This window comes from Lelliottia sp. SL45, assembly GCF_026672535.1.
GTDB classification, from domain to species: Bacteria; Pseudomonadota; Gammaproteobacteria; order Enterobacterales; family Enterobacteriaceae; genus Enterobacter; species Enterobacter nimipressuralis.
Genome location: NZ_JAPPRH010000003.1, coordinates 1,863,004 through 1,886,020, shown reverse-complemented (window position 1 = coordinate 1,886,020; position 23,017 = coordinate 1,863,004). Strand labels below are relative to the sequence as shown.

Annotated in this window: 18 protein-coding genes and 1 pseudogene; 11 read left to right on the top strand and 8 right to left on the bottom strand. The window is 57.3% G+C overall.

The window, feature by feature from the left end; translation table 11 throughout:
• Window positions 1-10 precede the first annotated feature (10 nt).
• The 8 genes from pheT to selO all read left to right on the top strand — a co-directional run bounded on the left by pheT (window position 11) and on the right by selO (window position 8,168).
• Window positions 11-2,398, top strand: a complete 2,388-nt coding sequence (gene pheT / locus OVA10_RS15150; protein ID WP_123429046.1) for a phenylalanine--tRNA ligase subunit beta — start codon at window positions 11-13, stop codon at window positions 2,396-2,398.
• 4 nt (window positions 2,399-2,402) lie between these two features.
• A complete protein-coding gene (gene ihfA, locus OVA10_RS15145; protein ID WP_003857805.1) occupies window positions 2,403-2,702 on the top strand; it encodes an integration host factor subunit alpha in 300 nt (99 codons plus the stop codon).
• A gap of 101 nt (window positions 2,703-2,803) precedes the next feature.
• Entirely contained in the window at window positions 2,804-3,784 is a 981-nt protein-coding gene (gene btuC / locus OVA10_RS15140; protein ID WP_268196252.1) for a vitamin B12 ABC transporter permease BtuC, read from the top strand.
• 35 nt (window positions 3,785-3,819) lie between these two features.
• Window positions 3,820-4,371, top strand: coding sequence for a glutathione peroxidase (locus tag OVA10_RS15135; RefSeq protein ID WP_100780473.1), 552 nt, complete (start codon window positions 3,820-3,822; stop codon window positions 4,369-4,371).
• Window positions 4,371-5,126 carry a vitamin B12 ABC transporter ATP-binding protein BtuD gene (gene btuD / locus OVA10_RS15130; RefSeq protein ID WP_268196251.1) on the top strand — a complete coding sequence of 252 codons (756 nt, stop codon included), beginning with the start codon at window positions 4,371-4,373 and terminating at the stop codon, window positions 5,124-5,126. Before OVA10_RS15135 ends, btuD begins: the two co-directional genes overlap by 1 nt.
• A 74-nt stretch (window positions 5,127-5,200) precedes the next feature.
• Entirely contained in the window at window positions 5,201-5,665 is a 465-nt protein-coding gene (locus OVA10_RS15125) for a C40 family peptidase (RefSeq protein WP_100780471.1), read from the top strand.
• 285 nt (window positions 5,666-5,950) lie between these two features.
• Window positions 5,951-6,664, top strand: coding sequence for an EAL domain-containing protein (locus tag OVA10_RS15120; protein ID WP_100780470.1), 714 nt, complete (start codon window positions 5,951-5,953; stop codon window positions 6,662-6,664).
• 61 nt (window positions 6,665-6,725) lie between these two features.
• The gene (selO, locus tag OVA10_RS15115; RefSeq protein WP_268196250.1) at window positions 6,726-8,168 is read left to right on the top strand and encodes a protein adenylyltransferase SelO; all 1,443 of its coding nucleotides are present in this window, start codon (window positions 6,726-6,728) and stop codon (window positions 8,166-8,168) included.
• Here the strand turns inward: selO and OVA10_RS15110 are convergent.
• The 8 genes and pseudogenes from OVA10_RS15110 to ppsR all read right to left on the bottom strand — a co-directional run bounded on the left by OVA10_RS15110 (window position 8,165) and on the right by ppsR (window position 16,291).
• Window positions 8,165-8,944, bottom strand: coding sequence for a heme ABC transporter ATP-binding protein (locus tag OVA10_RS15110; protein WP_268196249.1), 780 nt, complete (start codon window positions 8,942-8,944; stop codon window positions 8,165-8,167). The two genes, selO and OVA10_RS15110, sit on opposite strands and share 4 nt — an antisense overlap.
• Window positions 8,937-9,929, bottom strand: coding sequence for a FecCD family ABC transporter permease (locus OVA10_RS15105; RefSeq protein ID WP_268196248.1), 993 nt, complete (start codon window positions 9,927-9,929; stop codon window positions 8,937-8,939). Before OVA10_RS15105 ends, OVA10_RS15110 begins: the two co-directional genes overlap by 8 nt.
• Entirely contained in the window at window positions 9,929-10,750 is an 822-nt protein-coding gene (locus OVA10_RS15100) for a heme/hemin ABC transporter substrate-binding protein (RefSeq protein WP_268196247.1), read from the bottom strand. Before OVA10_RS15100 ends, OVA10_RS15105 begins: the two co-directional genes overlap by 1 nt.
• Window positions 10,747-11,777 (bottom strand): annotated as a pseudogene (locus OVA10_RS15095) (hemin-degrading factor). The gene OVA10_RS15100 and the pseudogene OVA10_RS15095 overlap by 4 nt, the downstream one beginning before the upstream one ends.
• Window positions 11,778-11,824: 47 nt before the next feature.
• Complete coding sequence (locus OVA10_RS15090) at window positions 11,825-13,810, bottom strand: TonB-dependent hemoglobin/transferrin/lactoferrin family receptor (RefSeq protein WP_102103522.1); 1,986 nt, start codon at window positions 13,808-13,810, stop codon at window positions 11,825-11,827.
• A gap of 79 nt (window positions 13,811-13,889) precedes the next feature.
• Entirely contained in the window at window positions 13,890-14,078 is a 189-nt protein-coding gene (gene hemP / locus OVA10_RS15085; protein WP_100780463.1) for a hemin uptake protein HemP, read from the bottom strand.
• A gap of 180 nt (window positions 14,079-14,258) precedes the next feature.
• The gene (gene aroH, locus OVA10_RS15080) at window positions 14,259-15,305 is read right to left on the bottom strand and encodes a 3-deoxy-7-phosphoheptulonate synthase AroH (protein WP_102103852.1); all 1,047 of its coding nucleotides are present in this window, start codon (window positions 15,303-15,305) and stop codon (window positions 14,259-14,261) included.
• Between the two features lie 152 nt (window positions 15,306-15,457).
• Window positions 15,458-16,291, bottom strand: a complete 834-nt coding sequence (ppsR, locus tag OVA10_RS15075; protein WP_100780461.1) for a posphoenolpyruvate synthetase regulatory kinase/phosphorylase PpsR — start codon at window positions 16,289-16,291, stop codon at window positions 15,458-15,460.
• Between the two features lie 335 nt (window positions 16,292-16,626).
• Between ppsR and ppsA the strand changes: the two genes are divergently transcribed.
• The 3 genes from ppsA to OVA10_RS15060 all read left to right on the top strand — a co-directional run bounded on the left by ppsA (window position 16,627) and on the right by OVA10_RS15060 (window position 23,011).
• Entirely contained in the window at window positions 16,627-19,005 is a 2,379-nt protein-coding gene (gene ppsA / locus OVA10_RS15070) for a phosphoenolpyruvate synthase (protein WP_100780460.1), read from the top strand.
• Between the two features lie 226 nt (window positions 19,006-19,231).
• A complete protein-coding gene (locus OVA10_RS15065) occupies window positions 19,232-20,632 on the top strand; it encodes an MFS transporter (RefSeq protein WP_102103523.1) in 1,401 nt (466 codons plus the stop codon).
• Between the two features lie 3 nt (window positions 20,633-20,635).
• Window positions 20,636-23,011 carry a glycoside hydrolase family 3 N-terminal domain-containing protein gene (locus OVA10_RS15060; protein ID WP_268196246.1) on the top strand — a complete coding sequence of 792 codons (2,376 nt, stop codon included), beginning with the start codon at window positions 20,636-20,638 and terminating at the stop codon, window positions 23,009-23,011.
• The last annotated feature ends 6 nt before the right edge of the window (window positions 23,012-23,017 follow it).

Below are 23,017 nucleotides of genomic sequence, written 5' to 3'. Positions count from 1 at the left end.
GGACAGAACAATGAAATTCAGTGAACTGTGGTTACGCGAATGGGTGAACACCACGCTCGACAGCGAAGCGCTCTCTAACCAAATCACCATGGCTGGCCTTGAAGTGGACGGCGTTGAGCCGGTTTCCGGCGCATTCAATGGCGTGGTTGTCGGTGAAGTGGTCGAGTGCGGCCAGCACCCGAACGCCGACAAACTGCGCGTGACAAAAGTGAACGTTGGCGGCGAGCGTCTGCTCGATATCGTCTGCGGCGCACCAAACTGCCGACAAGGTCTGAAAGTGGCTGTCGCCACTGTCGGCGCGGTTCTGCCGGGCGATTTCAAAATTAAAGCAGCCAAACTGCGCGGCGAGCCGTCAGAAGGCATGCTGTGCTCGTTCTCCGAGCTGGGTATTTCCGACGATCACAACGGCATTATCGAACTGCCCGTTGATGCGCCGATTGGCACTGACATCCGCGAATACCTGAAGCTGGATGACAACACCATTGAAATCAGCGTGACGCCAAACCGTGCCGATTGCTTAGGGATTATCGGCGTGGCGCGCGACGTTGCGGTGCTGAACCAGACCGAACTGAACGTGCCGGAGATCGCACCCGTTGCGGCAACCATTACCGACACGCTGCCGATTCAGGTCGAAGCCGCTGACGCCTGCCCGCGCTACCTTGGTCGTGTGGTTAAAGGCATCAACGTCAAAGCGCCAACCCCGCTGTGGATGAAAGAAAAACTGCGTCGCTGCGGAATTCGTTCTATCGATGCGGTGGTTGACGTGACTAACTACGTTCTGCTTGAACTCGGCCAGCCGATGCACGCCTTCGATAAAGATCGTATCGAAGGCGGGATCGTCGTGCGTATGGCGAAAGAGGGTGAAACGCTGGTTCTGCTGGACGGCAGCGAAGCCAAACTGAATGCCGATACGCTGGTCATTGCTGACCACACCAAAGCGCTGGCTATGGGCGGCATCTTCGGTGGCGAGCACTCAGGCGTTAACGACGACACGCAAAATGTTCTGCTGGAGTGTGCATTCTTCAGCCCGCTGTCCATTACCGGCCGCGCGCGTCGCCACGGTCTGCATACTGATGCCTCTCACCGCTACGAGCGCGGTGTTGATCCGGCACTGCAGTACAAAGCGATGGAACGTGCCACTCGCCTGCTGATCGATATCTGCGGCGGTGAAGCAGGTCCAGTGATTGATGTGACCAATGAGTCTGCGCTGCCTCAGCGTGCGACCATCACGCTGCGTCGTAGCAAGCTGGATCGTCTGATTGGCCATCACATTGCGGATGCGCAGGTGAGCGATATCCTGCGCCGTCTGGGCTGTGAGGTTACCGAAGGCCAGGACCAGTGGCAGGCCGTTGCACCAAGCTGGCGTTTCGATATGGAAATCGAAGAAGACCTGGTGGAAGAAGTGGCTCGTATTTACGGCTACAACAACATCCCTGACGAGCCTGTACAGGCCGGCCTGATGATGGGCACCCATCGCGAAGCCAATCTGTCCCTGAAGCGTGTGAAAACCATGCTGAATGACAAAGGCTATCAGGAAGTGATCACCTACAGCTTCGTGGATCCGAAACTGCAGCAGCTGATCCACCCAGGCCAGGAAGCCCTGATCCTGCCAAGCCCGATCTCCAGCGAAATGTCCGCGATGCGCCTCTCCCTGTGGACCGGTCTGCTTGGCACCATCGTGTATAACCAGAATCGTCAGCAGAGCCGCGTGCGCATCTTCGAAACTGGTCTGCGCTTTGTGCCTGATACCCAGGCAAATCTTGGTATCCGTCAGGATCTGATGCTGGCTGGCGCTATCTGCGGCAACCGCTATGAAGAGCACTGGGATCTGACCAAAAACAGCGTTGATTACTACGATGTGAAAGGCGATCTGGAGTCAGTTCTCGAACTGACCGGTAAACTTTCTGAAATTGAGTTCCGCGCAGAAGCCATTCCAGCCCTGCATCCGGGCCAGAGCGCTGCCATTTATTTACACGGTGAACGCGTTGGTTTCGTTGGTGTTGTTCATCCTGAGCTGGAACGCAAACTCGACTTGAATGGCCGCACCATGGTGTTTGAGCTGGAGTGGAATAAGGTCGCAGACCGCGTGGTTCCTCAGGCTCAGGACGTTTCGCGCTTCCCGGCGAATCGCCGCGATATCGCCGTTGTGGTCGCTGAAAATGTGCCCGCAGCAGATATTTTGGCCGAATGTAAGAAAGTTGGCGTAAATCAGGTAGTTGGCGTAAACTTATTTGACGTGTACCGCGGCAAGGGCGTAGCAGAAGGTTCTAAGAGCCTTGCTATTAGCCTTATCCTTCAGGATACCAGCCGTACACTCGAAGAAGAGGAGATTGCCGCTACCGTTGCCAGATGTGTAGAGGCATTAAAAGAGCGATTCCAGGCATCATTGAGGGATTGAACCTATGGCGCTTACAAAAGCTGAAATGTCAGAATATCTGTTTGATAAGCTTGGGCTTAGCAAACGGGATGCCAAAGAGCTGGTAGAGCTATTTTTCGAAGAGATCCGTCGTGCTCTGGAAAATGGTGAGCAGGTAAAACTCTCCGGTTTTGGCAATTTTGATTTGCGAGACAAAAACCAACGTCCGGGTCGTAACCCGAAGACGGGGGAAGATATTCCCATTACAGCCCGCCGCGTGGTGACCTTCAGACCCGGCCAGAAGTTAAAAAGCCGTGTCGAAAACGCAACGCCCAAAGCAGAGTAATATGAACTAACCCAAAAAGGCCGCAATCGCGGCCTTTTTTCTTTGCGCGAAGGCATACCCACCGTAAAATCAACATCATCACTCACACGAAAACCGAACCCATGCTCGATTTTGCCCGTCAACAACACCGTTCCGATCTGCGCTGGCTGCTGGCACTGATGACAATTCTGCTCGCCATTTTTGCCGTGAGTCTGTGCGCCGGAGAGCAGTGGATCGGGCCAGAACACTGGTTGAGCGATCAGGGCAAACTGTTTGTCTGGCAAATTCGCCTGCCGCGCACAGTAGCTGTCGTGCTGGTCGGTGCGGCGCTGGGGCTGTGTGGCACCATCATGCAGGCCTTATTTGAAAACCCACTGGCGGAACCGGGGCTGCTCGGCGTCTCCAATGGCGCAGGCGTCGGCCTTATCGCCGCGACGATGCTGGGCAGTGGAAGCCTTTCTGGCTGGGGCGTGAGCCTTAGCGCCATCGCCGGTGCGCTGCTTATCACCGTGATTTTACTGCGCTTCGCCAGACGGCATTTATCGACCAGCCGTCTGCTGCTGGCCGGCGTCGCGCTGGGGATTATCTGCAGCGCCTTAATGACCTGGGCGGTCTATTTCTCCACCTCATTCGACCTGCGCCAGCTGATGTACTGGATGATGGGCGGTTTTGGCGGCGTGGACTGGCGGCAGGGCTGGCTGATGGCGATACTGATGCCGGCGATTCTGTGGGCCGCTTTCCAGGCGAAACCGCTAAACATGCTGGCGCTGGGTGAGATCTCTGCCCGCCAGCTGGGCCTGTCGATCGGCCTGTGGCGCAATGTGCTGGTGGTCGCTATCGGCTGGATGGTTGGTGTCAGCGTCGCGCTGGCCGGGGCCATAGGTTTTATTGGCCTGGTGATTCCCCATATGCTGCGCCTCGGTGGGATTACCGATCATCGTACTTTACTGCCCGCCGCCGCCATTGCAGGCGCGGCAACGCTGCTGATTGCCGATATTATTGCCCGTCTGGCCATGAGTGCCGCCGAGCTGCCGATTGGGGTCGTGACCGCAACACTGGGCGCGCCCATATTTATCTGGCTACTATTAAAGGCCGGACGTTAGATCCGCCCAACCGTAAGACAATCTAAGGGGACGCTATGCAGTACGATATTTTGAATACCGAAGTCACAACCATTGATGGCGAGAACACCACGCTTGAAAGTTACAAAGGTAAGGTTCTGCTGGTGGTCAACGTCGCCTCGAAATGTGGTCTGACGCCGCAGTACGAACAGCTGGAGAACATCCAGAAAGCCTGGGAAAAAGACGGATTTGTGGTCCTCGGATTCCCCTGCAACCAGTTCCTGGGCCAGGAGCCGGGCAGCGAAGACGAGATCAAAACCTTTTGCAGCACCACTTATGGCGTGACGTTCCCGATGTTCAGCAAAATCGACGTCAACGGCGAAAACCGCCATCCGCTGTATGAAAAACTGGTCGCCGCAGCGCCTGCTGCCGTCGCGCCGGAAGGCAGCGGTTTCTACGAGCGGATGGCGAGCAAAGGGCGTGCGCCGCTCTATCCAGACGATATCTTGTGGAACTTCGAAAAATTCCTGATTGGCCGCGATGGTCAGGTGGTGCAGCGCTTCGCACCGGATATGACGCCGGAAGATCCGATCGTGATGGAGTCCATCAAACTGGCGCTGGCGAAGTAATGACTCAGCTGATGCAGCTCGCGGGCGTCGCGGAGAAGGGAAGACTGGAACCGGTCAGCGCGGAAATCCACGCGGGTGAGATCGTGCATCTCGTGGGGCCAAACGGTGCCGGGAAAAGCACATTGCTCGCGCGGATGGCCGGGCTGACGTCCGGCGAGGGCGATATCATTTTACACGGGCATTCTCTTCATGAATGGTCGCCTGTGTCGCTGGCGCACCGGCGCAGTTATCTGGTGCAACAGCAAATGCCGCCCTTCGCCATGCCTGTCTGGCACTATCTGGCGCTGCATCAGCATGATAAATCCTCGTCATCACTTCTCGATGACCTCACCGGGGCGCTTGGGCTGACTGATAAGCTTACGCGCAACGTCAACCAGCTTTCTGGCGGGGAGTGGCAGCGCGTGCGGCTTGCGGCGGTGATCCTGCAAATCCATCCGGCGGCAAACCCACACGGTAGTCTGCTGCTGCTGGATGAGCCGATGAGCAGTCTGGACGTCGCCCAGCAGGCGGCGCTGGATAAGCAGCTCAGCCTGCTGTCTGGCAAGGGCATTGCCGTGGTGATGAGCAGCCATGACCTGAACCATACGCTGCGTCACGCCCATCGCGTGTGGCTTTTGGCGCGCGGAAAACTGCTCGCCAGCGGCCCGCGTGACACCGTGCTCACACCGCCCAATCTGGCGACGGCATACGGGATGCCTTTCCGGCGGCTGGACATCGAAGGGCACAGAATGTTGATTTCTACCGTCCAGGAATAAGCGTTTCTTGCAAGGTTGTGTAATCACAGGCTAAATTACGGAAAGGACAAAAAAAGCAGAGGATTCGTCTGGAAATGCGATTCTGGTTTCTGATCGTGGGCATGTTATTACTTGCAGGATGCAGTAGCCATCGTGCGCCCCCCCCTAATCCGCGGTTATCGGATTCAATAACCGTGATAGCCAACCTGAACGATCAGTTGCAAAACTGGCGCGGGACACCCTATCGCTATGGCGGCATGAGCCGGGGCGGGGTGGATTGCTCTGGCTTTGTGCTGATGACATTCCGCGATAAATTCGATCTGCAACTCCCGCGCGATACACGCACGCAGGCCAAAATTGGCACTGAAATAGACAAAGACGATCTGCTTCCCGGTGACCTGGTATTCTTTAAAACGGGGTCGGGAGAAAGTGGCTTACATGTTGGCATTTATGATACCGACAACCAGTTTATTCACGCCTCGACCAGTCGCGGTGTGATGAGGTCTTCCTTAGATAACGTTTACTGGCGGAAAAACTTCTGGCAGGCGCGCCGTATATAGCCGCACTCTCTTCTTTCTTAAGCGCGATTTTGGTTAAGTCGCGCTGTTTTCTGACTCATTGCACTTTTGATACATTACGTAACATTAATTAATTCTGTAAGTCCCTGTATTCGTGAATACTGGATATTATTTGATATCCAGGATAAGATTATTTTTAGATTGAGGGAAAAATCTTAAAATATAAAAGGAAAGAATGAAATTAACTCTATTAAAATCAATAAAGTTGAATTGTTTTAGCCGTTGCTCCAGGATGCAAGATATCGTCGTTAACGCGGGGCAGGCTCTATGATTGTCACCCTGAATAATCCTTATCAATCTGAACTGTTATTACTCCCGGCGCGCAATATCGCAGGGGAGTTACAGGGTTTAGAGATCCTGGCTAACTTTGTTAGCGTGGGGTCTGACGTCCGCATCCCCACTGAGCTGGTGAAGCCTCATCTCACTGCAGAAGACGAGTTAACGCTGTTTAAAGAGAAACTCGATCTGCTGGATTCCTGCAAACTTTTTTTTGTGCAGCATCAGCTTATTGCATGGATAAATATTACGCCGGTCATTAGTGAGTATCTTTTAACGGACAGAAATGCCGGGGCAATATTAGATCGTTATCCTTTTCTTGAGTTCACGGTTAATGAGAATTATCCCGGTTTAAATAACGGCAAAGATGATCTTATGCTGGCGAGAATGGCGATCCATTTCCCGATGGTGCTGGCCGACTACGGCGCCGGTGCCGCGTCGAATAAAGCCATTTTTGACGGGCTGTTTACCCGTGTTGCGCTGGATAAAGGGTTTATCCAGCAGCGTGTCGCGGAGTTTTCCTTTGAGCCCTTTATGCGCGCGATCCTTGCACAAATCTCGCCGTACTGCCTGTCGGTGATGATCGCGGGAGTGGATGATGAAGAGGTCCTGCGACGGGTGATGCCTTTCCGTTTTAGTGCCATGCAGGGGAATTTGTGGTCTGCAGTCCCCGCGAGTCAGGTCACCACGCTCGTTCAACGATAACCCTGCCATTCGCCCGTGTTTAAGCACGGGTAAACCCTCTACACTAGAGGCAGGAGGACTTATGACCCTGTCTTTTACTGATCACTGGCACGATGAACTGCCAGATTACTACACCGCACTTAATCCAACGCCGCTGACCAACGCCCGGCTCATCTGGCACAACGACAGCCTTGCCAGCGAGTTAGGCATTCCGCCGTCGCTATTCCAGCCCGCGACTGGCGCTGGCGTCTGGGGCGGCGAGGCGCTGCTTCCGGGCATGCAGCCTTTGGCACAGGTCTACAGCGGTCATCAGTTTGGCGTCTGGGCCGGTCAGCTCGGCGACGGTCGCGGCATTCTGCTGGGTGAACAGCAACTTGCGAACGGCCAGACCGTCGACTGGCACCTGAAAGGGGCCGGGCTGACGCCGTATTCCCGCATGGGCGACGGACGCGCGGTGCTGCGCTCGACGATCCGCGAAAGTCTCGCCTCAGAAGCGATGCACGCGCTTGGTATCCCCACCACGCGCGCCTTATCCATCGTGACCAGCGATACGCAGATTGCCCGCGAAACCTACGAGCCGGGCGCGATGCTGATGCGTATCGCGCAAAGCCACGTCCGTTTCGGCCATTTCGAGCACTATTACTATCGCCGCGAGCCGGAAAAAGTCCGCCAGCTGGCAGATTTTGTCATTCGTCATCACTGGCCGCAGTGGCAGGATGACGCGGACAAATACATCCTGTGGTTCCGTGATGTCGTGGCGCGCACCGCGTCGCTGATGGCCTGCTGGCAAACCGTCGGCTTTGCCCACGGCGTGATGAACACTGATAACATGTCGATCCTGGGCCTGACCATGGATTACGGCCCGTACGGTTTCCTTGATGACTATCAGCCAGATTTTATCTGCAATCACTCAGATCATCAGGGGCGCTACAGCTTTGAAAATCAGCCTGCGGTAGGCCTGTGGAATCTGCAGCGCCTCGCCCAGTCTCTGTCGCCGTTTATTGATGTGGAAGCCCTGAACGATGCGCTGGATCTCTATCAGGAGGTTCTGATGCAGGAATACGGCAAGCTGATGCGCCGCAAGCTTGGGCTGACGACGCAGGAGAAGGGCGATAACGATATTCTGAATGCGCTGTTTGCGCTGATGGCCCGAGAGGGGAGCGACTACACCCGTACTTTCCGTATGCTGAGTCAGACGGAACAGCAAAGTGCCGCCTCGCCGCTGCGCGATGAGTTTATCGACAGAGCGGCCTTTGACAGCTGGTTTGTCACATACCGTGAGCGCTTGCAGCGCGAGGAAATTCAGGACGACGACCGTCAGGCGCAGATGAAAGCCGTTAATCCGGCGATGGTTCTGCGCAACTGGCTGGCGCAGCGGGCGATTGAGCAAGCAGAGCAGGGGGATTACGCAGAGCTGCACCGTCTGCACGATGCCCTACGCACGCCGTTTGCGGATCGCAGCGATGATTATGTCAGCCGCCCACCGGACTGGGGCAAGCGGCTGGAAGTGAGTTGTTCAAGCTAAGGCGCGAGAAACACCTGCGGGGCCGCATTCACCGGATGCTGGCCCACGTGCACCTGCGCCCCGTACCAGCGCGCCAGATCCCCGGCGCGCAACACGCTTTCCGGCGACCCCTGCGACACAATCTCTCCTTCGTGCAATAACACAATCCGGTCGGCCCACAGAGCGGCCAGATTGAGATCGTGCAGCACCACGCAGACGTGCAGATCGCCCTGCGCGGTTAAGGATTTCATCAGGCGCAGCAAATGCTGCTGGTGATAAAGGTCCAGCGCCGAAGTCGGTTCATCGAGAAACAGCCAGCCGCGCGGCGCGCCGTCGCACCATAACTGCGCCAGGGCGCGGGCAAGTTGCACCCGCTGCTGCTCACCGCCCGACAGGGAGGCGTAACGCCTTCCCGCCAGCGGCAGACAGCCGGTTATCTGCATCACCTGATGGATCACTGCGCCTTCCGGCTGCGGCGTCCAGGGCGCACGTCCCATGCCGATGACCGCTTCAACCGGCCAGTCGAAGCCCAGCTGGGTCTGCTGGCGCATCACCGCGCGATGGCGGGACAGCGTCTGCGTACTCCAGGCCGCCAGCGGTCTCCCGTTCAGCACGCACTCTCCCGACGCGGGTTTCAGAAAGCCGGTCAGCAGACGCAGCAGCGTCGATTTCCCTGCGCCATTAGGGCCGATCAGCGCCACCAGTTCACCCGGCTCCAGCGAGAGCGAGACCTCACGAATCACGGTCTTTTCTGCTGTGCGGTAAGTCAGTGCCCGCGCGCTAAATTGTTCAGCCATGCTGTCCTCCGCGACGAAATATGAGCCACAGGAACCAGGGGGCGCCAAGGAGACTGGTCAGCAGGCCGACCGGCATCTCCGCAGGGGCGACGGCCGTCCGGGCGAGAGTGTCGGCGATCAGCAGTAAAAATGCGCCCGCCAGCACCGAACCGGGGATCACCGCGCGATGATCCGATCCCAGCCACATGCGCATCAGATGCGGAACCACCAGACCGATAAAGCCGATTACGCCGCTGACGGAGACCGCAGAGGCGACCAGCAACGCGCTACACAGCAGCAAAATACGCTGTACCACGCGGACATCCACCCCCAGGTAGTGCGCCTCTTCGTCGCCCAGCTGCAGCAAATTCAGCGCACCCGCTAACCGCCAGATAATCAGCACCGTCGGGATCATCAGCGAGGTGACGGCCAGCAGCGTCGACCATTGCGCCGACCCCAGACTGCCCATCCCCCACAGGGACAACTGGCGGAGCTGCGCATCATTGCTGACCCACGACAACACGCCAACCGCCGCACCGCACAGGGCGTTGATGGCAATGCCTACCAGCAGCAGCCGCGACAGGGAGCTGTCACGCTGCTGGCTGAGCAGAAAAATGACCAGTGTCGCCGCCAGCGCGCCGAGAAACGCCGCCAGCATCGGAGCGTACAGCATCAGCAGCGCCGGCAGCGTCACGGGCAATACCACCCACAGCGCCACAGCGCAGGCCGCACCACTGCTGATACCCAGCAGACCGGGGTCGGCGAGCGGGTTACGAAACAGCCCCTGCATCACACAGCCTGCCAGCGCCAGCGACCCGCCAATCACCAGCGCCAGCAGCACGCGGGGGAGGCGAATGGTGAACCAGATCTGGCGTAGCGCGTCATCGGTGCCGTTCCACAGCAGGGTGATCGGCAGGCGCAACGCGCCAAAACCGGTTGCCAGCAGCGTCATCAGCGCCAGCGTCAACGCCAGTCCCCACAGGGAGAGGGTGATCCGGCGAGGCATCAGGGGAGTTGCTCCGCTTTGTCGCGCAGCTGCTGAATCGCCTGCGGCGTGCGCACGCTAAACCCGAGCAGCGCCATATCGTCAATCTGCAACACTTGCTTATTTTTGCCCGCCGGGGTTTGCGCCAGACCTGGCAGCTTCCACAGATTGTCTTCGCCACCCATCGCGCTCACGCCGTCCTGCGAAATCACCACCAGATCCGGCTGGCTGGCAATTACACCCTCCTGCGAAAGCGGTTGATAGCGCGCAAAACCCTGCATCGCATTCTGCAACCCGGCGGCGCGGATCGCCGCATCCGCGCCGGTCTGCTGGCCCGCCGCCATGGCGGTCATCCCGCCGTGGTTGAGGATGAACAGCACCCGTTTATTAAGCGGTGACGACGGCAGCGCCGCCAGTGCCTGACGCAGGTTTTTACGCAGAGCATCACCCTGCTCAGTGCGATGGGTCGCTTCAGCAATCACCCGCACCTTTTCGTCGATGACGCTGAGATCGTTACTGCCCGGCACAGTGACGACCCGGACGTTGCTCTGCTCGACCTGTTTGAGCGCCAGCGACGGCTGAGCCTGCGCACTTGCCAGCACCAGCGTCGGGCGCATCGCCAGAATCCCTTCGGCGTTCAGCTGACGCAGATAGCCCACGTCCGGCAGCGCAGTGGCCGGTTGCGGCCACTGGCTGGTGCTGTCGCGGGCGACGAGCGATGACTCTGCGCCCAGGGCGTAGACAATCTCCGTCACGTCACCGCCCAGCGAGACAATTTTCTCCTGCGCTGCGGCAAAAGCCGTCAGCGGTAGCGCGACAATCAGGGCAAGCAGTTTTCTCATGCGGCCAGCCCTTTTGGCGCCAGCGCGTCGATCTGTGCGCGCCACTGAGTTTGTTCCGGCTGGCCTTCGGTGCGCTGGCCGTAAAGCTGGGCGATTTGCGTGCCATCTGCGGCAAACAGCTCCAGACTGGTGACGTGCCCGTCGGCGGTCGGTTTACGCGTGACCCAGGTCTCGGCGATGGTCTCTTCCAGCAGATGCAGGGTGAAGGTCGGGTTAAAGATGTTCAGCCAGCCTTTCATCGGGACCAGTTTTTGCACGGCGCCGGTGAAGATCTGCACGCAGCCACGGTTACCGACAAAGACCATGATTTCGTTGCCGTCCTGACGCGCAGTTTCCAGCAGTTGCCCCAGTGCGCTGTTATCCACTTTGCAGGCCAGATCGTCTCCGACCAGGCGGAACGCCTGCTGACGGCTCAGGTTATGGCGCTTCAGCAGGCTGAAGAACTGATGTACGTCGGTCATCGCCCGCCATTCGCTGTCCACCGTATTTCCGTCCACTTCAGCGGCGTGAGCCACTGCGTCGGCGGCTTTCAGCGCCAGCGGCGGGTTATCGGCAAAAATAAAACGGGTCAAAACATCACCCCACGCAGAGACATCGGTGTTGTCGGTGGTGTAGACCTTCAGTAGCGCATCGCCCTGATGGTCAAAGAACTGAATGCTCTGGCGCTCGCCGCGCGCGCGGTGGCTTCGCTGATGTGGAACACGTAGGCCCACTGATTCAGGAACAGGCGCAGATCGAGCGCACCTGGGTTCAGCACCAGCCCGGCGTGGCCGCTGAGATGCTGATTGGTAAAGCTGCCGATCTGCTCATGTACCGCGTATTCGTTGCGGCAAATGCACTTGATTTCGCCTACCGCTTCGAACGCGCTGAGGATCTCACGCACTTCACCGTGCAGGCGCCAGGCGTCGTGGCCCACGCGCGCGGAGGTCAGTTCGGCTTCGCTGATGCCCATCATGGCGGCGATGTCGCGGGCGTATTTGCCAGGGTTTTGTTCTTTTAGCTCAATCCAGCGTGTGTAGTGATTCATTGTCTCTTCCTTCCAGATAAGCGCCCCGGCGAGCCGGGGCAAGGTGATTACCACTGATAACTGACGAAAATCTTGCCGTTGCGTCCATCCTGCGGGATGCCCTGCGGGGACCAGTACTCTTTGTCAAAGGCGTTGCCGAGCACCAGCGTGGTGGTGACGCCTTTCAACTGCTCCTGACCCTGATAGCTGACGTAGAAGTCATTCACCGCGTAGCCAGGCTGCTTGCTGTATGAGCTGCTGATGTGCGTGGAGCGATCGACGAAGGTACCGATCCAGCCCACGGAGAAGCCGCTTTGCGCCACCGGTACGTTCAGTTTGCTGGTGACGGTATCCGGGTTAATGCTGGAGATGTATTCGCCCGTATCGGTGTCTTTCCCGCGCGTGCGGTTGTAGGCCATATCCAGGCTGAACAGATCAGCCGAGTATTTCGCCATCACGTCCCAGCCCCAGATTTTGGCGTTGGGTACGTTATAGGACATGGTGGTGGCGGCCGCAAAGTCGACGGTGGTGGAGATGTAATCTTTTGCCTTGGTGTCGAAGTAGCTGGCTTTGAACTCCAGTTCATCGTTGGCAAGCATCAGGTCGTCAAAGCGCAGGCCAAAACCGTACTCCTGCGTTTCGTTGGTTTCCGGGCGCAGATTCGGGTTCGGCACCCAGTAGTTGGTGTAGAAGCTGCCGATGGAGAAGTGTTTGGAATCGTTATACATCTCGCCCATCGTCGGTGCGCGGAACGCCTGCGCGTAGGAGCCGAACAGCATCAGCCAGTCGGCTGGCGTCACGGTTAAGCCCGCGCGGGATGACCATTTATCTGCATCCACATCTTCGTAACCGTCGCTGCTGCCACGGTAGTTGTCATAGCGCGTACCGCCGAGCAGGGTCACCGGCAGGTCGCGCAGGGTGATTTCGTCCTGCAGCCAGCCGGAGCTGAAGTCGATTTTCGCGTCCGGGAAGCCGGTGGTAGATCCGCCTGGGTTCTGCTCCTGACGGTAATACTCCCCGCCGTAGGTCAGCAGGTGCGAGGCGAAGGAGTCGGTGAACAGGCGCGTGCGGTTCTCGACTTTCCCGCCTTTGGTCGTCTGCTTGCGGAATTCAGCGGTGCGGTCGACGTTCTGGGCGTTAATGCGTGCCTCGGACCAGTAGACTTTCGCGTTGGCATTCAGCCAGTCGTTCCCCTCCGGCGCGAGAGCGTATGAGAGCTGAGCGTCGCGCTGGATGGTGGAACGGTCGGTCATCGGGTTGCTGCTGTCATCCGCATCGAGGGTCTGCGGGTTTTTAGGCTCCTGCGCGGCGTTGTTGTAGTAGCGCAGGGCACCGCCCAGGGTCTGGGCGCTGTCGATTTTCCAGCTGCCTTTCGCCAGCATGTTGTTGATAGATTCGTCGTTAGGCGCGGTGGACCCGTCGCTCTGACGTAAATCCCCGCGATCGCGGCTGGACCAGGCCACCAGGCCATCCAGCGTATCGGTACGACCAAACGCGCTGGCACCCATGCCAATGCTGTGATCGCCCGTGGCGCCGGTGCCGAAGACGCGGAAACCACTGTTTTTACCGTTTTCGAGCAGATCTTTGGCATCGACGGTGTCATAGGAGATCACGCCGCCCATCGCGCCGCTGCCGTAGAGCAGGGCAGACGGGCCGCGTACCACTTCAATACGTTTGATCAGCGCAGGATCGAGGAAGGTGCTGTTCAGGTGGCCGGTATCAGTCCCCTGACGCACGCCATCCACCAGCACCAGCACGCCACGGCGATCGTACCCGCGCAGGTTCACGTCCTGACCGTTGGTGCGCCCTGTGCCGTCGAGCGTAATGCCTGGTACATTGCGCAGCAGGTCGGCGGCAGAGCTGGCGGTCTGTTTATCAGGGGAGGTCGCGTCGATCACGCTGACCATCATTGGCGCTTCAAAGGTGCTCCGGGCGTTACCCGTGGCGGTGACGGTCATCTCTTCTGAGGCGGCAAACGCAGCGCCCGGCAGGGCACTGACAACGGCCAACGCCAGCAGCGAGGGGCGCAAAGACGCGGAATGCAGGTATGGCATAGCAACTCTCCATTTGGAAATCGAAAGCGCTGGCTGCCTGGGGATCACCTGGGTGGCTGGCGAATAGTTTGGGTATTGTTTATTTAGTGAGAATCAGTTTTCCGGCATGTGTCTGGCGCAGCAGGTAGTGCTGGCCGTCATGCTCAATAATGACCCGTCCCTCGTCGCCCAGCAGAGTCTTGCTGTCGATGCGACGTTCCAGGGGAGCAGGTTTTGGCTGTGTGTCTTCTTGTACGCGCGTTGCCGTGCTGTTAGTAATGCGTGACATAGTGTTTATAAATAACAATCAATGTAACAATGATAATCATTATCAACAAAGTGAAATTTCACGGCAAGCGTTTTTGTGAAAATTTTGTGACGAGATCAATTCTTGCGGATTGAGGACGTTATGCAGAAACGAGATGAGGCCGGGTAAGCAGAGCGCCACCCGGCACAATGGGGCAGGAGATCAGAATCGGGTATCGACCGCTGCCGCCAGTTTTTCCAGCAGCAACGCGCTGTCTTCCCAGCTCAGACACGGATCGGTAATCGACTGGCCGTAAACGATCGGCTGACCGGCCACCACCTTCTGCGTGCCTTCTTTCAGGAAGCTCTCGGCCATAATCCCGGCCACTGCGGTCGACCCGCTGCGGATCTGCTGGCAAATCTCATCGCACACGTCCAGCTGGCGACGATGCTGTTTCTGACAGTTGCCGTGGCTGAAATCCACCACCAGATGCTCAGGCAGATCAAACTCGTGCAGCGTATCGCACGCCGCCGCGATATCTTCCGCGTGGTAGTTCGGTTTTTTACCGCCGCGCATGATGATATGACCGTACGGGTTGCCGCTGGTCTGGTAGATGGTCATCTGGCCGTTTTTATCCGGCGAGAGGAACATATGGCTGGCGCGCGAGGCGCGAATCGCGTCTACCGCGATGTGCGTATTGCCATCGGTGCCATTCTTAAAGCCCACCGGGCAGGAGAGCGCCGAAGCCATCTCGCGGTGGATCTGGCTCTCCGTGGTGCGAGCCCCGATGGCCCCCCAACTGATGAGATCGGCGATAAACTGCCCGGTCACCATATCCAGAAACTCGGTCGCGGTCGGCACGCCCAGCTCGTTGACCTGCAAAAGCAGTTTACGCGCCAGCTCGATACCGTGGTTCACACGGTAGCTGCCGTTCAGATCAGGATCGGAGATCAGACCTTTCCAGCCCACGACGGTGCGCGGCTTTTCAAAATAGGTGCGCATCACGATTTCAAGGCGATCCTGGTGCTTATCGCGCAGCACTTTCAGGCGCTGAGCATACTCCATCGCCGCATCGAGATCGTGAATGGAGCAGGGACCAATAATCACCAGTAAACGGCGGTCTTCACCGTTGAGGATTTTTTCAATGCGTCGACGTGACGCTGTCACGTGTTCCGCCACGCTTGCGGAGACAGGATGGCGCTGCGCCAGTTCGGCGGGCGTCACCAGACTTTCGATACGCGCTGTGCGAAGTTCGTCAGTTTTGTTCATGGAAGTTCTCAGAATTTTTTGCTTCATCGGCAGACTACCGGGAAGTGATGGGCATCACCTTAAACCAATCCCTGCTGAATTCAAGTTCGAGGCCACTCTGCCCCGAAGCGTGAACGCGATGATAACTGAAAATAAACCATCGTACTAGCATATTAGTACATGCGGCGGTTTAACCCCATGATGTCGAGGATTTTCGTGGCGATCTCTTCCACTGAATAGTTGGTGCTGTTCAGCCATGGGATCTGGTTTTTACGGTACAACGCTTCCACTTCGGAGACCTCCATGCGGCACTGACGCATCGAGGCATAACGACTGTTTTCACGACGCTCCTCGCGAATGGCGGCCAGACGTTCGGGGTTTATCGTCAAACCGAACAGCTTATGTTGCAGCGGTTTCAGTGCGGCGGGCAGCACGAGGTTGTCCATATCATCGGCGATAAACGGGTAGTTCGCGGCGCGAATACCAAACTGGAGCGCCAGATAGAGGCTGGTCGGGGTTTTGCCGCAGCGCGACACGCCGAGCAAAATCACCTGCGCCTGATCGAGATTGCGCATCGAAATCCCGTCGTCGTGGGCGAGGGTGTAATCGATGGCGGCGATACGCGCGTCATACTTCACCAGATTCCCGGGGTTCAGGCCGTGGGTGCGATGGGCAACGGGTGTCGGATCGAGTTTTAGCTCGCTTTGCAGCGGAGCGACCAGCGCCTGCACGATGTCCTGACAGAAACCTTCGCTTTGCAAAATAATGGTGCGAATTTCGGGGATAACGATGGAATAAAAGACTAACGGACGAATGCCGGTCTGCTGATAAATCGCATCGATCTGCTCTTTCACCGCTTTTGCGCGGCTCTCGTTTTCGACAAACGGCAGCGTGATACTGTTAATCGCAACGGGGAATTGCGACATCACTGCATGCCCCAGCACTTCGGCGGTGATCGCCGTACCATCAGAAATATAAAAAACGTGGCGATCCACAGCATTATCCATTTTATCCACCCTGAATATCGTACGTAATTGTCTGAAAGCATAAATTAAAAAAGTAAAATACACAGCAAAGAACTTGTCTGATTTATAAATGAAACGGTGTTTTTGATTTTACTGAAAAGTGGATTTCATTTTTAAATTAGTCACTTTGTTTTAAGGGTTTTAGCACGAATCTATAGGAATCATCGGGTTAGCGAATGATGGGAAAGTGTCCGAAAAACTGAAAAATAAAAGTGCTTACACGATTCACCGTTTTTTTGCCGGGAATAAATATGCCAGTATAAATACGAAGTCAGGCGTTACTTACTCCGTTTAAATATCACAAAAGGATTGTTTCGATGTCCAACAATGGCTCGTCACCGCTGGTGCTTTGGTATAACCAACTCGGCATGAATGATGTAGACAGAGTTGGAGGCAAAAATGCCTCCCTGGGTGAAATGATTACAAATCTGTCGGGTATGGGTGTTTCCGTACCGAACGGGTTTGCCACAACTGCCGACGCGTTTAACTATTTTTTAGACCAGAGCGGTGTTAACCAGCGCATTTACGACCTGCTGGACCAAACGGATATTGATGACGTGACCGCGCTTGCCAAAGCCGGTGCGCAGATCCGCCAGTGGATTATCGACACACCTTTCCAGCCGGAGCTGGAAAAAGCGATTCACGATGCTTATAACCAACTCTCTGCTGACGACGCGCAGGCGTCATTCGCCGTGCGTTCCTCTGCCACCGCAGAAGATATGCCGGACGCCTCTTTTGCCGGTCAGCAGGAAACCTTCCTGAACGTTCAGGGCTACGACGCGGTGCTGGTGGCGGTGAAGCATGTCTTTGCTTCCCTGTTCAACGACCGCGCGATCTCCTATCGCGTGCATCAGGGCTATGACCATCGCGGCGTCGCGCTCTCTGCGGGCGTGCAGCGCATGGTGCGCTCCGACATCGGCTCCTCCGGCGTGATGTTCTCCATCGATACGGAATCTGGCTTCGATCAGGTGGTGTTTATCACTTCCGCCTGGGGTCTGGGTGAGATGGTGGTGCAGGGCGCGGTTAACCCTGACGAATTCTACGTCCACAAACCGACGCTGGCGGCCAACCGTCCGTCGATTGTGCGCCGCACCATGGGTTCTAAAAAAATCCGCATGATTTACGCCCCAAGCCAGGAACACGGCAAACAGGTGGAAATCGAGGACGTGCCGCAGGAGCAACGCGACCGCTTCTCCCTGACCGATGCGGAAGTTCAGGAGCTGGCGAAACAGGCCGTTCAGATTGAAAAACACTACGCACGTCCGATGGATATCGAATGGGCGAAAGACGGCCACACCGGCAAACTGTTTATCGTGCAGGCGCGTCCGGAAACCGTGCGTTCTCGCGGCCAGGTGATGGAACGTTACACGCTGCATGCTCAGGGCAAAATTGTCGCCGAAGGGCGTGCGATTGGTCACCGCATCGGTGCCGGCCCGGTTAAAGTGATCCACGATATCAGCGAGATGAACCGTATTCAGCCGGGTGATGTGCTGGTAACAGATATGACCGACCCGGACTGGGAACCGATCATGAAGAAAGCGGCGGCGATTGTGACCAACCGTGGTGGCCGTACCTGCCACGCGGCGATCATCGCCCGCGAGCTGGGCATTCCGGCGGTGGTCGGCTGCGGTGATGCCACCGAACGCATGAAAGACGATGAGAAAGTCACCGTCTCCTGCGCCGAGGGCGACACCGGCTACGTTTACGCTGATATTCTCGACTTCAGCGTGAAAAGCTCCAGCGTCGATACCATGCCGGATCTGCCGCTGAAAATCATGATGAACGTCGGCAACCCGGATCGTGCGTTTGATTTCGCCTGTCTGCCGAACGAAGGCGTCGGCCTGGCGCGTCTGGAATTTATCATTAACCGCATGATCGGCGTGCACCCGCGTGCGCTGCTGGAGTTTGACGACCAGACGCCTCAGCTGCAGAACGAAATCCGCGAGATGATGAAGGGCTACGACTCACCGAAAGAGTTCTACGTCGGACGTCTGACGGAAGGGATTGCCACCCTGGGTGCGGCATTCTATCCGAAGCGGGTGATCGTGCGTCTGTCGGACTTCAAGTCCAACGAATACGCCAACCTGGTGGGCGGCGAGCGCTACGAACCGGAAGAAGAGAACCCAATGCTCGGCTTCCGTGGCGCGGGTCGCTACGTGGCGGACAGCTTCCGCGACTGCTTCGCCCTTGAATGTGACGCGGTGAAACGTGTGCGCAACGAAATGGGGCTGACTAACGTCGAAATCATGATCCCGTTCGTACGTACCGTGGATCAGGCGAAAGCGGTAGTCGAAGAGCTGGCGCGTCAGGGGCTGAAGCGCGGCGAGAACGGGCTGAAGATCATTATGATGTGTGAAATCCCGTCTAACGCCCTTTTGGCAGAGCAGTTCCTGGAACACTTCGACGGCTTCTCTATCGGCTCTAACGATATGACGCAGCTGACGCTGGGTCTGGACCGTGACTCCGGCGTGGTGTCTGAGCTGTTCGATGAACGTAACGAAGCGGTGAAAGCGCTGCTGTCGATGTCCATCCGCGCCGCGAAGAAACAGGGTAAATACGTCGGGATTTGTGGCCAGGGTCCATCGGACCACGAAGACTTTGCCGCATGGCTGATGGAAGAGGGGATCGATAGCCTGTCCCTGAACCCGGACACCGTGGTGCAAACCTGGCTGAGCCTGGCTGAACTGAATAAGTAGTATTGATCGCGCCGTCCCTTTTATTCACAAAGGGACGGCGACATTATTTTCCCCCACTATGCTCCCCGTCACACTTAGCGCAATTAACCAAATATCGTAATCAATCTGTTAATTTCTACAATTGTTAGCCAGCGAAGCGCTGCTAATAATTGAGCCTTACTGCGCATTACCCTACATCTTGCGCAACTGGTTGAAATACGTTTTAACCGATAAAAGGCAATTAACAATGACAATCTCCTCTGTATTACGTACCAAAGATAAAATAGGTTACGGCCTGGGTGATATGGCCAGCGCGCTGGTCTGGCAAACGGCTACCTTATTTCTGGCATATTTCTATACGGATGTATTTGGCCTGCCCGCCGCGATCATGGGTACCATGTTTCTGGTGGTGCGCGTGGTGGATGCCTTTGTCGACCCGTGCATTGGCGCGCTGGTGGATCGCACCCAGACCCGGCACGGGCGTTTCCGTCCGTGGCTGCTGTGGTTCGCCATTCCGTTTGGCGTAAGCTGTCTGATTACTTTTTATGTCCCCGATGTCGGGCCAACGGCGAAAATTGCCTATGCCTGTGTGACTTACACCTTGCTGAGCCTGATCTATTCCGCGATTAATGTGCCGTACTGCGCGATGCCGGGTGCCCTGACGATGGACCCGCGCGAGCGCCATTCCCTGCAATCCTGGCGTTTTGGGCTGTCCTTTATTGGCGGCCTGATCGTCACGGTCATCGCCCTGCCGCTGGTCTCCCATTTAGGCCAGGGAAATGTGCAGAAAGGCTATTTCTATGCCATGAGTCTAATGGGCCTGTTAGGCATTATCTTATTCTTCATCTGCTTCTTTATGACCCGCGAGCGTTATTCTCCGCGTAATGATACCTCCGGCTCGATGCTCACGGATTTAAAATTACTGGCCGCCAACAGCCAATGGCGCATTGTTTTTGTGTTTAATATTTTACTGCTGACGGCAGTCGTCACACGCGGCTCCGCCACGATGTATTACGTCAATTATGTGCTGCTACGCCCGGATTTAGTCTTTGCCTTTATCGTTTCCGGAATGGTGGCCTCTTTAAGCGGAGCCTTATTATCTGAACGGTTATTGGGTAAATTTGACCGGGTGCGTGCCTATCAGTGGACGATTATTTCCTTTGTGATATTTGGCGCGATGATTTTCTTCCTGCCGCCGACGCAAATCTGGCTGATTTTCGGCCTGAACATCATCTTTAGCTTTATCCAGAACCTCACCACGCCGCTGCAGTGGACCATGTTCTCGGATGTGGTGGATTACGAAGAGCACCGCAGTGGTCGCCGTCTGGACGGGCTGGTCTTTTCCACTGCGCTGTTCGCCATTAAATTCGGCCTCGCCCTCGGCGGTGCGGTGGTAGGTTGGGTACTGGGAATCGTGAGTTATGTCCCCGGGCAGGCAATTCAAAGCCCGCAGGTACTGACCACGATCAACGCGCTGTTCACCCTGATCCCGTGCGTGCTGTTTATCGCCATGGTGGTGCTGCTCGCCATTTACAAACTGAACAGCCGCCTGGTGGATTCCATCGCACAAGAGCTTGCCCGCAAGCGCGAAGCGCGCACTGATGCGGGGCAAACCAGCCCGGCATTTCATTCTGCTACACAGGAGTAAAACATGACTGCCATCTACAAGGATGCGGGATATCCCGTGCAAGAGCGTGTCGCCGATCTGCTGGCACGTATGACCCCGGAAGAGAAATTCGCGCAGATGCATGCCTACTGGCTGGTTCTGGATGAGGACGGCAATCACCGTGAGCGCAGCGATCTTAGCGACGAATTTGCAGGCGTGAGCGAACAGGCGGCGTTGAGCGAGCGGCTCAAACTGGGCGTCGGGCAAATTACCCGTCCGCTGGGAACGCACATTGTGGATGCGCACACCGGCGTGCGTGCGGCAAACCGTCTGCAGCGGATGATGATGGAAGAGACCCGGCTGGGTATCCCCGCGCTGTTCCATGAGGAGTGCCTGGTCGGCCTGCTGTGTAAAGACGCGACGCTGTTTCCCTCCTCCCTCAACTACGGTTCGACCTGGGACCCGGAGCTGGTGAAGCGTGCGGCACAGCAGATCGGCGCAGAGGCACGCTCGGTGGGCTGTCAGCAGGGGCTTGCCCCGGTGCTGGATGTCTCTCGCGACGTGCGCTGGGGGCGTACCGAGGAGACCTTCGGTGAAGATCCGTGGCTGGTCGGGGTCATGGCGACCGCGTATGTCGACGGATTGCAGGGCGAAAAACGCGATCTGCTGGCGACCCTCAAACACTATGTCGGCCACTCTTTCAGCGAGGGAGCGCGTAACCATGCCCCGGTGCATCTCGGTTTTTGCGAGCTGAATGATACGTTCCTGCTGCCGTTTGAAATGGCAGTCAAACTGGCCAACGCCGGTTCCGTGATGCCGGCCTATCATGATATCGACAATCAGCCCGGCCACAGCGATGCCTTCTTGCTCACCACGGTGCTGCGCGAGCAGTGGGGATTCGACGGGATTGTGGTGGCCGACTACGGCGGTGTCAGCCTGTTGCATCAGCATCATGGCATTTCCCACGATGCGGCGGAGTCTGCGGCGCTGGCGTTCAACGCCGGGCTGGACGTCGAGCTGCCGAAAGACGACTGCGCTCGTCATCTGGCGGATGCCGTGAAGCGTGGGCTGATTTCGATGGATAAGATCGATGAAATTGTCGCGCGTGTGCTGAGCGAAAAATTCCGCCTCGGTCTGTTTGAGCAGCCGTATGCGCGCGAAGAGAATATCGATCTGCAAAATGCGCAAACCCGACAGGTGGCGCGCGACGTGGCAACCCGCTCGCTGACGCTGCTGGAAAACAACGGCGTGCTGCCGCTTGCGGGTAAACCGCGTGTGGCTGTGGTAGGGCCAACCGCAGACGATCCGCTGGCGCTGCTGAGCGGCTACAGCTTCCCGGTGCATCTGATCATCAGCGATATGGTGGAAGAGACGTCGCAGGTAACCACACCGCTTGCCGCGCTGAAACACTATCTGGGCGATGCCCAGGTGCGTTACGCCAAAGGCTGCCACATCATTGAGCACCGCATGGCGGGCGCGCCGGTATTTCCTGGTGACAGCGGCGGCAAACCGATGCAGCAATCGCCGGTGTCATTCGATACCCGTCTGATTCCACAGGCGGTACGGGCGGCGCAGGACAGCGATATCGTCATCGCCTGCGTGGGCGATCTGGCGGGATTATTCCAGAGCGGTACCGTGGGTGAAGGCTCCGACACCGACAGCCTGAACCTGCCCGGCGTGCAGCAACAACTGCTGGAAGCGCTGGTGGAAACCGGTAAGCCGGTCGTGGTGGTGATGACGGGCGGGCGTCCGTACAACCTGCAGGGGCTGGAAGACAAGGTCGCGGCGCTGCTGCTGGCCTGGGCACCAGGACAGGAGGGCGGCTGGGCGATTGCCGATGTGCTGACCGGGCGCGCGGAACCGCAGGGACGGCTGGTGGTGAGTGTGCCGAAAAGTGCGGGTGCGATGCCGTACTATTACAATCACAAGCTGAAAAGCGGCGGTACGCCGTTCGCCTTCCACTTTGGCTCGCGCTATCCCTTCGGTTTTGGTCTCGGCTGGACGACATTTTCCTGCGATGCACTGCGTTTAGCGAAAACGTCTGTCCCGGTCGAGGGCGAGGTGACGCTGAGCGTGACGGTGCAAAATAGCGGCGAGCGTAGCGGTAGCGAAGTGGTGCAGGTCTATGTGCGCGACCGCGTGGCCTCGATGGTGCGACCGTTACAGGAGCTTAAAGCCTTCCAGCGCGTCACGCTCTCACCGGGTGAAAAGGCGACGCTCACCTTCAGCCTGCCGGTGGATATGTTTAATTTCACCCGCCGCGACGGTAAAAGAGTGGTTGAGCCAGGCGAATTTGAGCTGCAGGTCGGGCTGTCCTCGGCGGATATTCGCGCTGCGGTGACGGTGAATGTCACTGGCGAGACGCGGGTACTGCCGAAGAAGTGGCGGATGCTGAGTTCGTGTGAAATCGAACGAGCGTAAAAACAA

What these genes read in the sequence shown, in the direction of transcription:
- aroH (WP_102103852.1), bottom strand. Translation starts at nt 15,305, where the DNA reads ATGAACAAAACTGACGAACTTCGCACAGCGCGTATCGAAAGTCTGGTG.
- OVA10_RS15065 (WP_102103523.1), top strand. Translation starts at nt 19,232, where the DNA reads ATGACAATCTCCTCTGTATTACGTACCAAAGATAAAATAGGTTACGGC.
- selO (WP_268196250.1), top strand. Translation starts at nt 6,726, where the DNA reads ATGACCCTGTCTTTTACTGATCACTGGCACGATGAACTGCCAGATTAC.
- btuD (WP_268196251.1), top strand. Translation starts at nt 4,371, where the DNA reads ATGACTCAGCTGATGCAGCTCGCGGGCGTCGCGGAGAAGGGAAGACTG.
- OVA10_RS15060 (WP_268196246.1), top strand. Translation starts at nt 20,636, where the DNA reads ATGACTGCCATCTACAAGGATGCGGGATATCCCGTGCAAGAGCGTGTC.
- ppsA (WP_100780460.1), top strand. Translation starts at nt 16,627, where the DNA reads ATGTCCAACAATGGCTCGTCACCGCTGGTGCTTTGGTATAACCAACTC.
- OVA10_RS15120 (WP_100780470.1), top strand. Translation starts at nt 5,951, where the DNA reads ATGATTGTCACCCTGAATAATCCTTATCAATCTGAACTGTTATTACTC.
- OVA10_RS15135 (WP_100780473.1), top strand. Translation starts at nt 3,820, where the DNA reads ATGCAGTACGATATTTTGAATACCGAAGTCACAACCATTGATGGCGAG.
- OVA10_RS15100 (WP_268196247.1), bottom strand. Translation starts at nt 10,750, where the DNA reads ATGAGAAAACTGCTTGCCCTGATTGTCGCGCTACCGCTGACGGCTTTT.
- ihfA (WP_003857805.1), top strand. Translation starts at nt 2,403, where the DNA reads ATGGCGCTTACAAAAGCTGAAATGTCAGAATATCTGTTTGATAAGCTT.
- OVA10_RS15110 (WP_268196249.1), bottom strand. Translation starts at nt 8,944, where the DNA reads ATGGCTGAACAATTTAGCGCGCGGGCACTGACTTACCGCACAGCAGAA.
- OVA10_RS15090 (WP_102103522.1), bottom strand. Translation starts at nt 13,810, where the DNA reads ATGCCATACCTGCATTCCGCGTCTTTGCGCCCCTCGCTGCTGGCGTTG.
- OVA10_RS15125 (WP_100780471.1), top strand. Translation starts at nt 5,201, where the DNA reads ATGCGATTCTGGTTTCTGATCGTGGGCATGTTATTACTTGCAGGATGC.
- pheT (WP_123429046.1), top strand. Translation starts at nt 11, where the DNA reads ATGAAATTCAGTGAACTGTGGTTACGCGAATGGGTGAACACCACGCTC.
- ppsR (WP_100780461.1), bottom strand. Translation starts at nt 16,291, where the DNA reads ATGGATAATGCTGTGGATCGCCACGTTTTTTATATTTCTGATGGTACG.
- hemP (WP_100780463.1), bottom strand. Translation starts at nt 14,078, where the DNA reads ATGTCACGCATTACTAACAGCACGGCAACGCGCGTACAAGAAGACACA.
- btuC (WP_268196252.1), top strand. Translation starts at nt 2,804, where the DNA reads ATGCTCGATTTTGCCCGTCAACAACACCGTTCCGATCTGCGCTGGCTG.
- OVA10_RS15105 (WP_268196248.1), bottom strand. Translation starts at nt 9,929, where the DNA reads ATGCCTCGCCGGATCACCCTCTCCCTGTGGGGACTGGCGTTGACGCTG.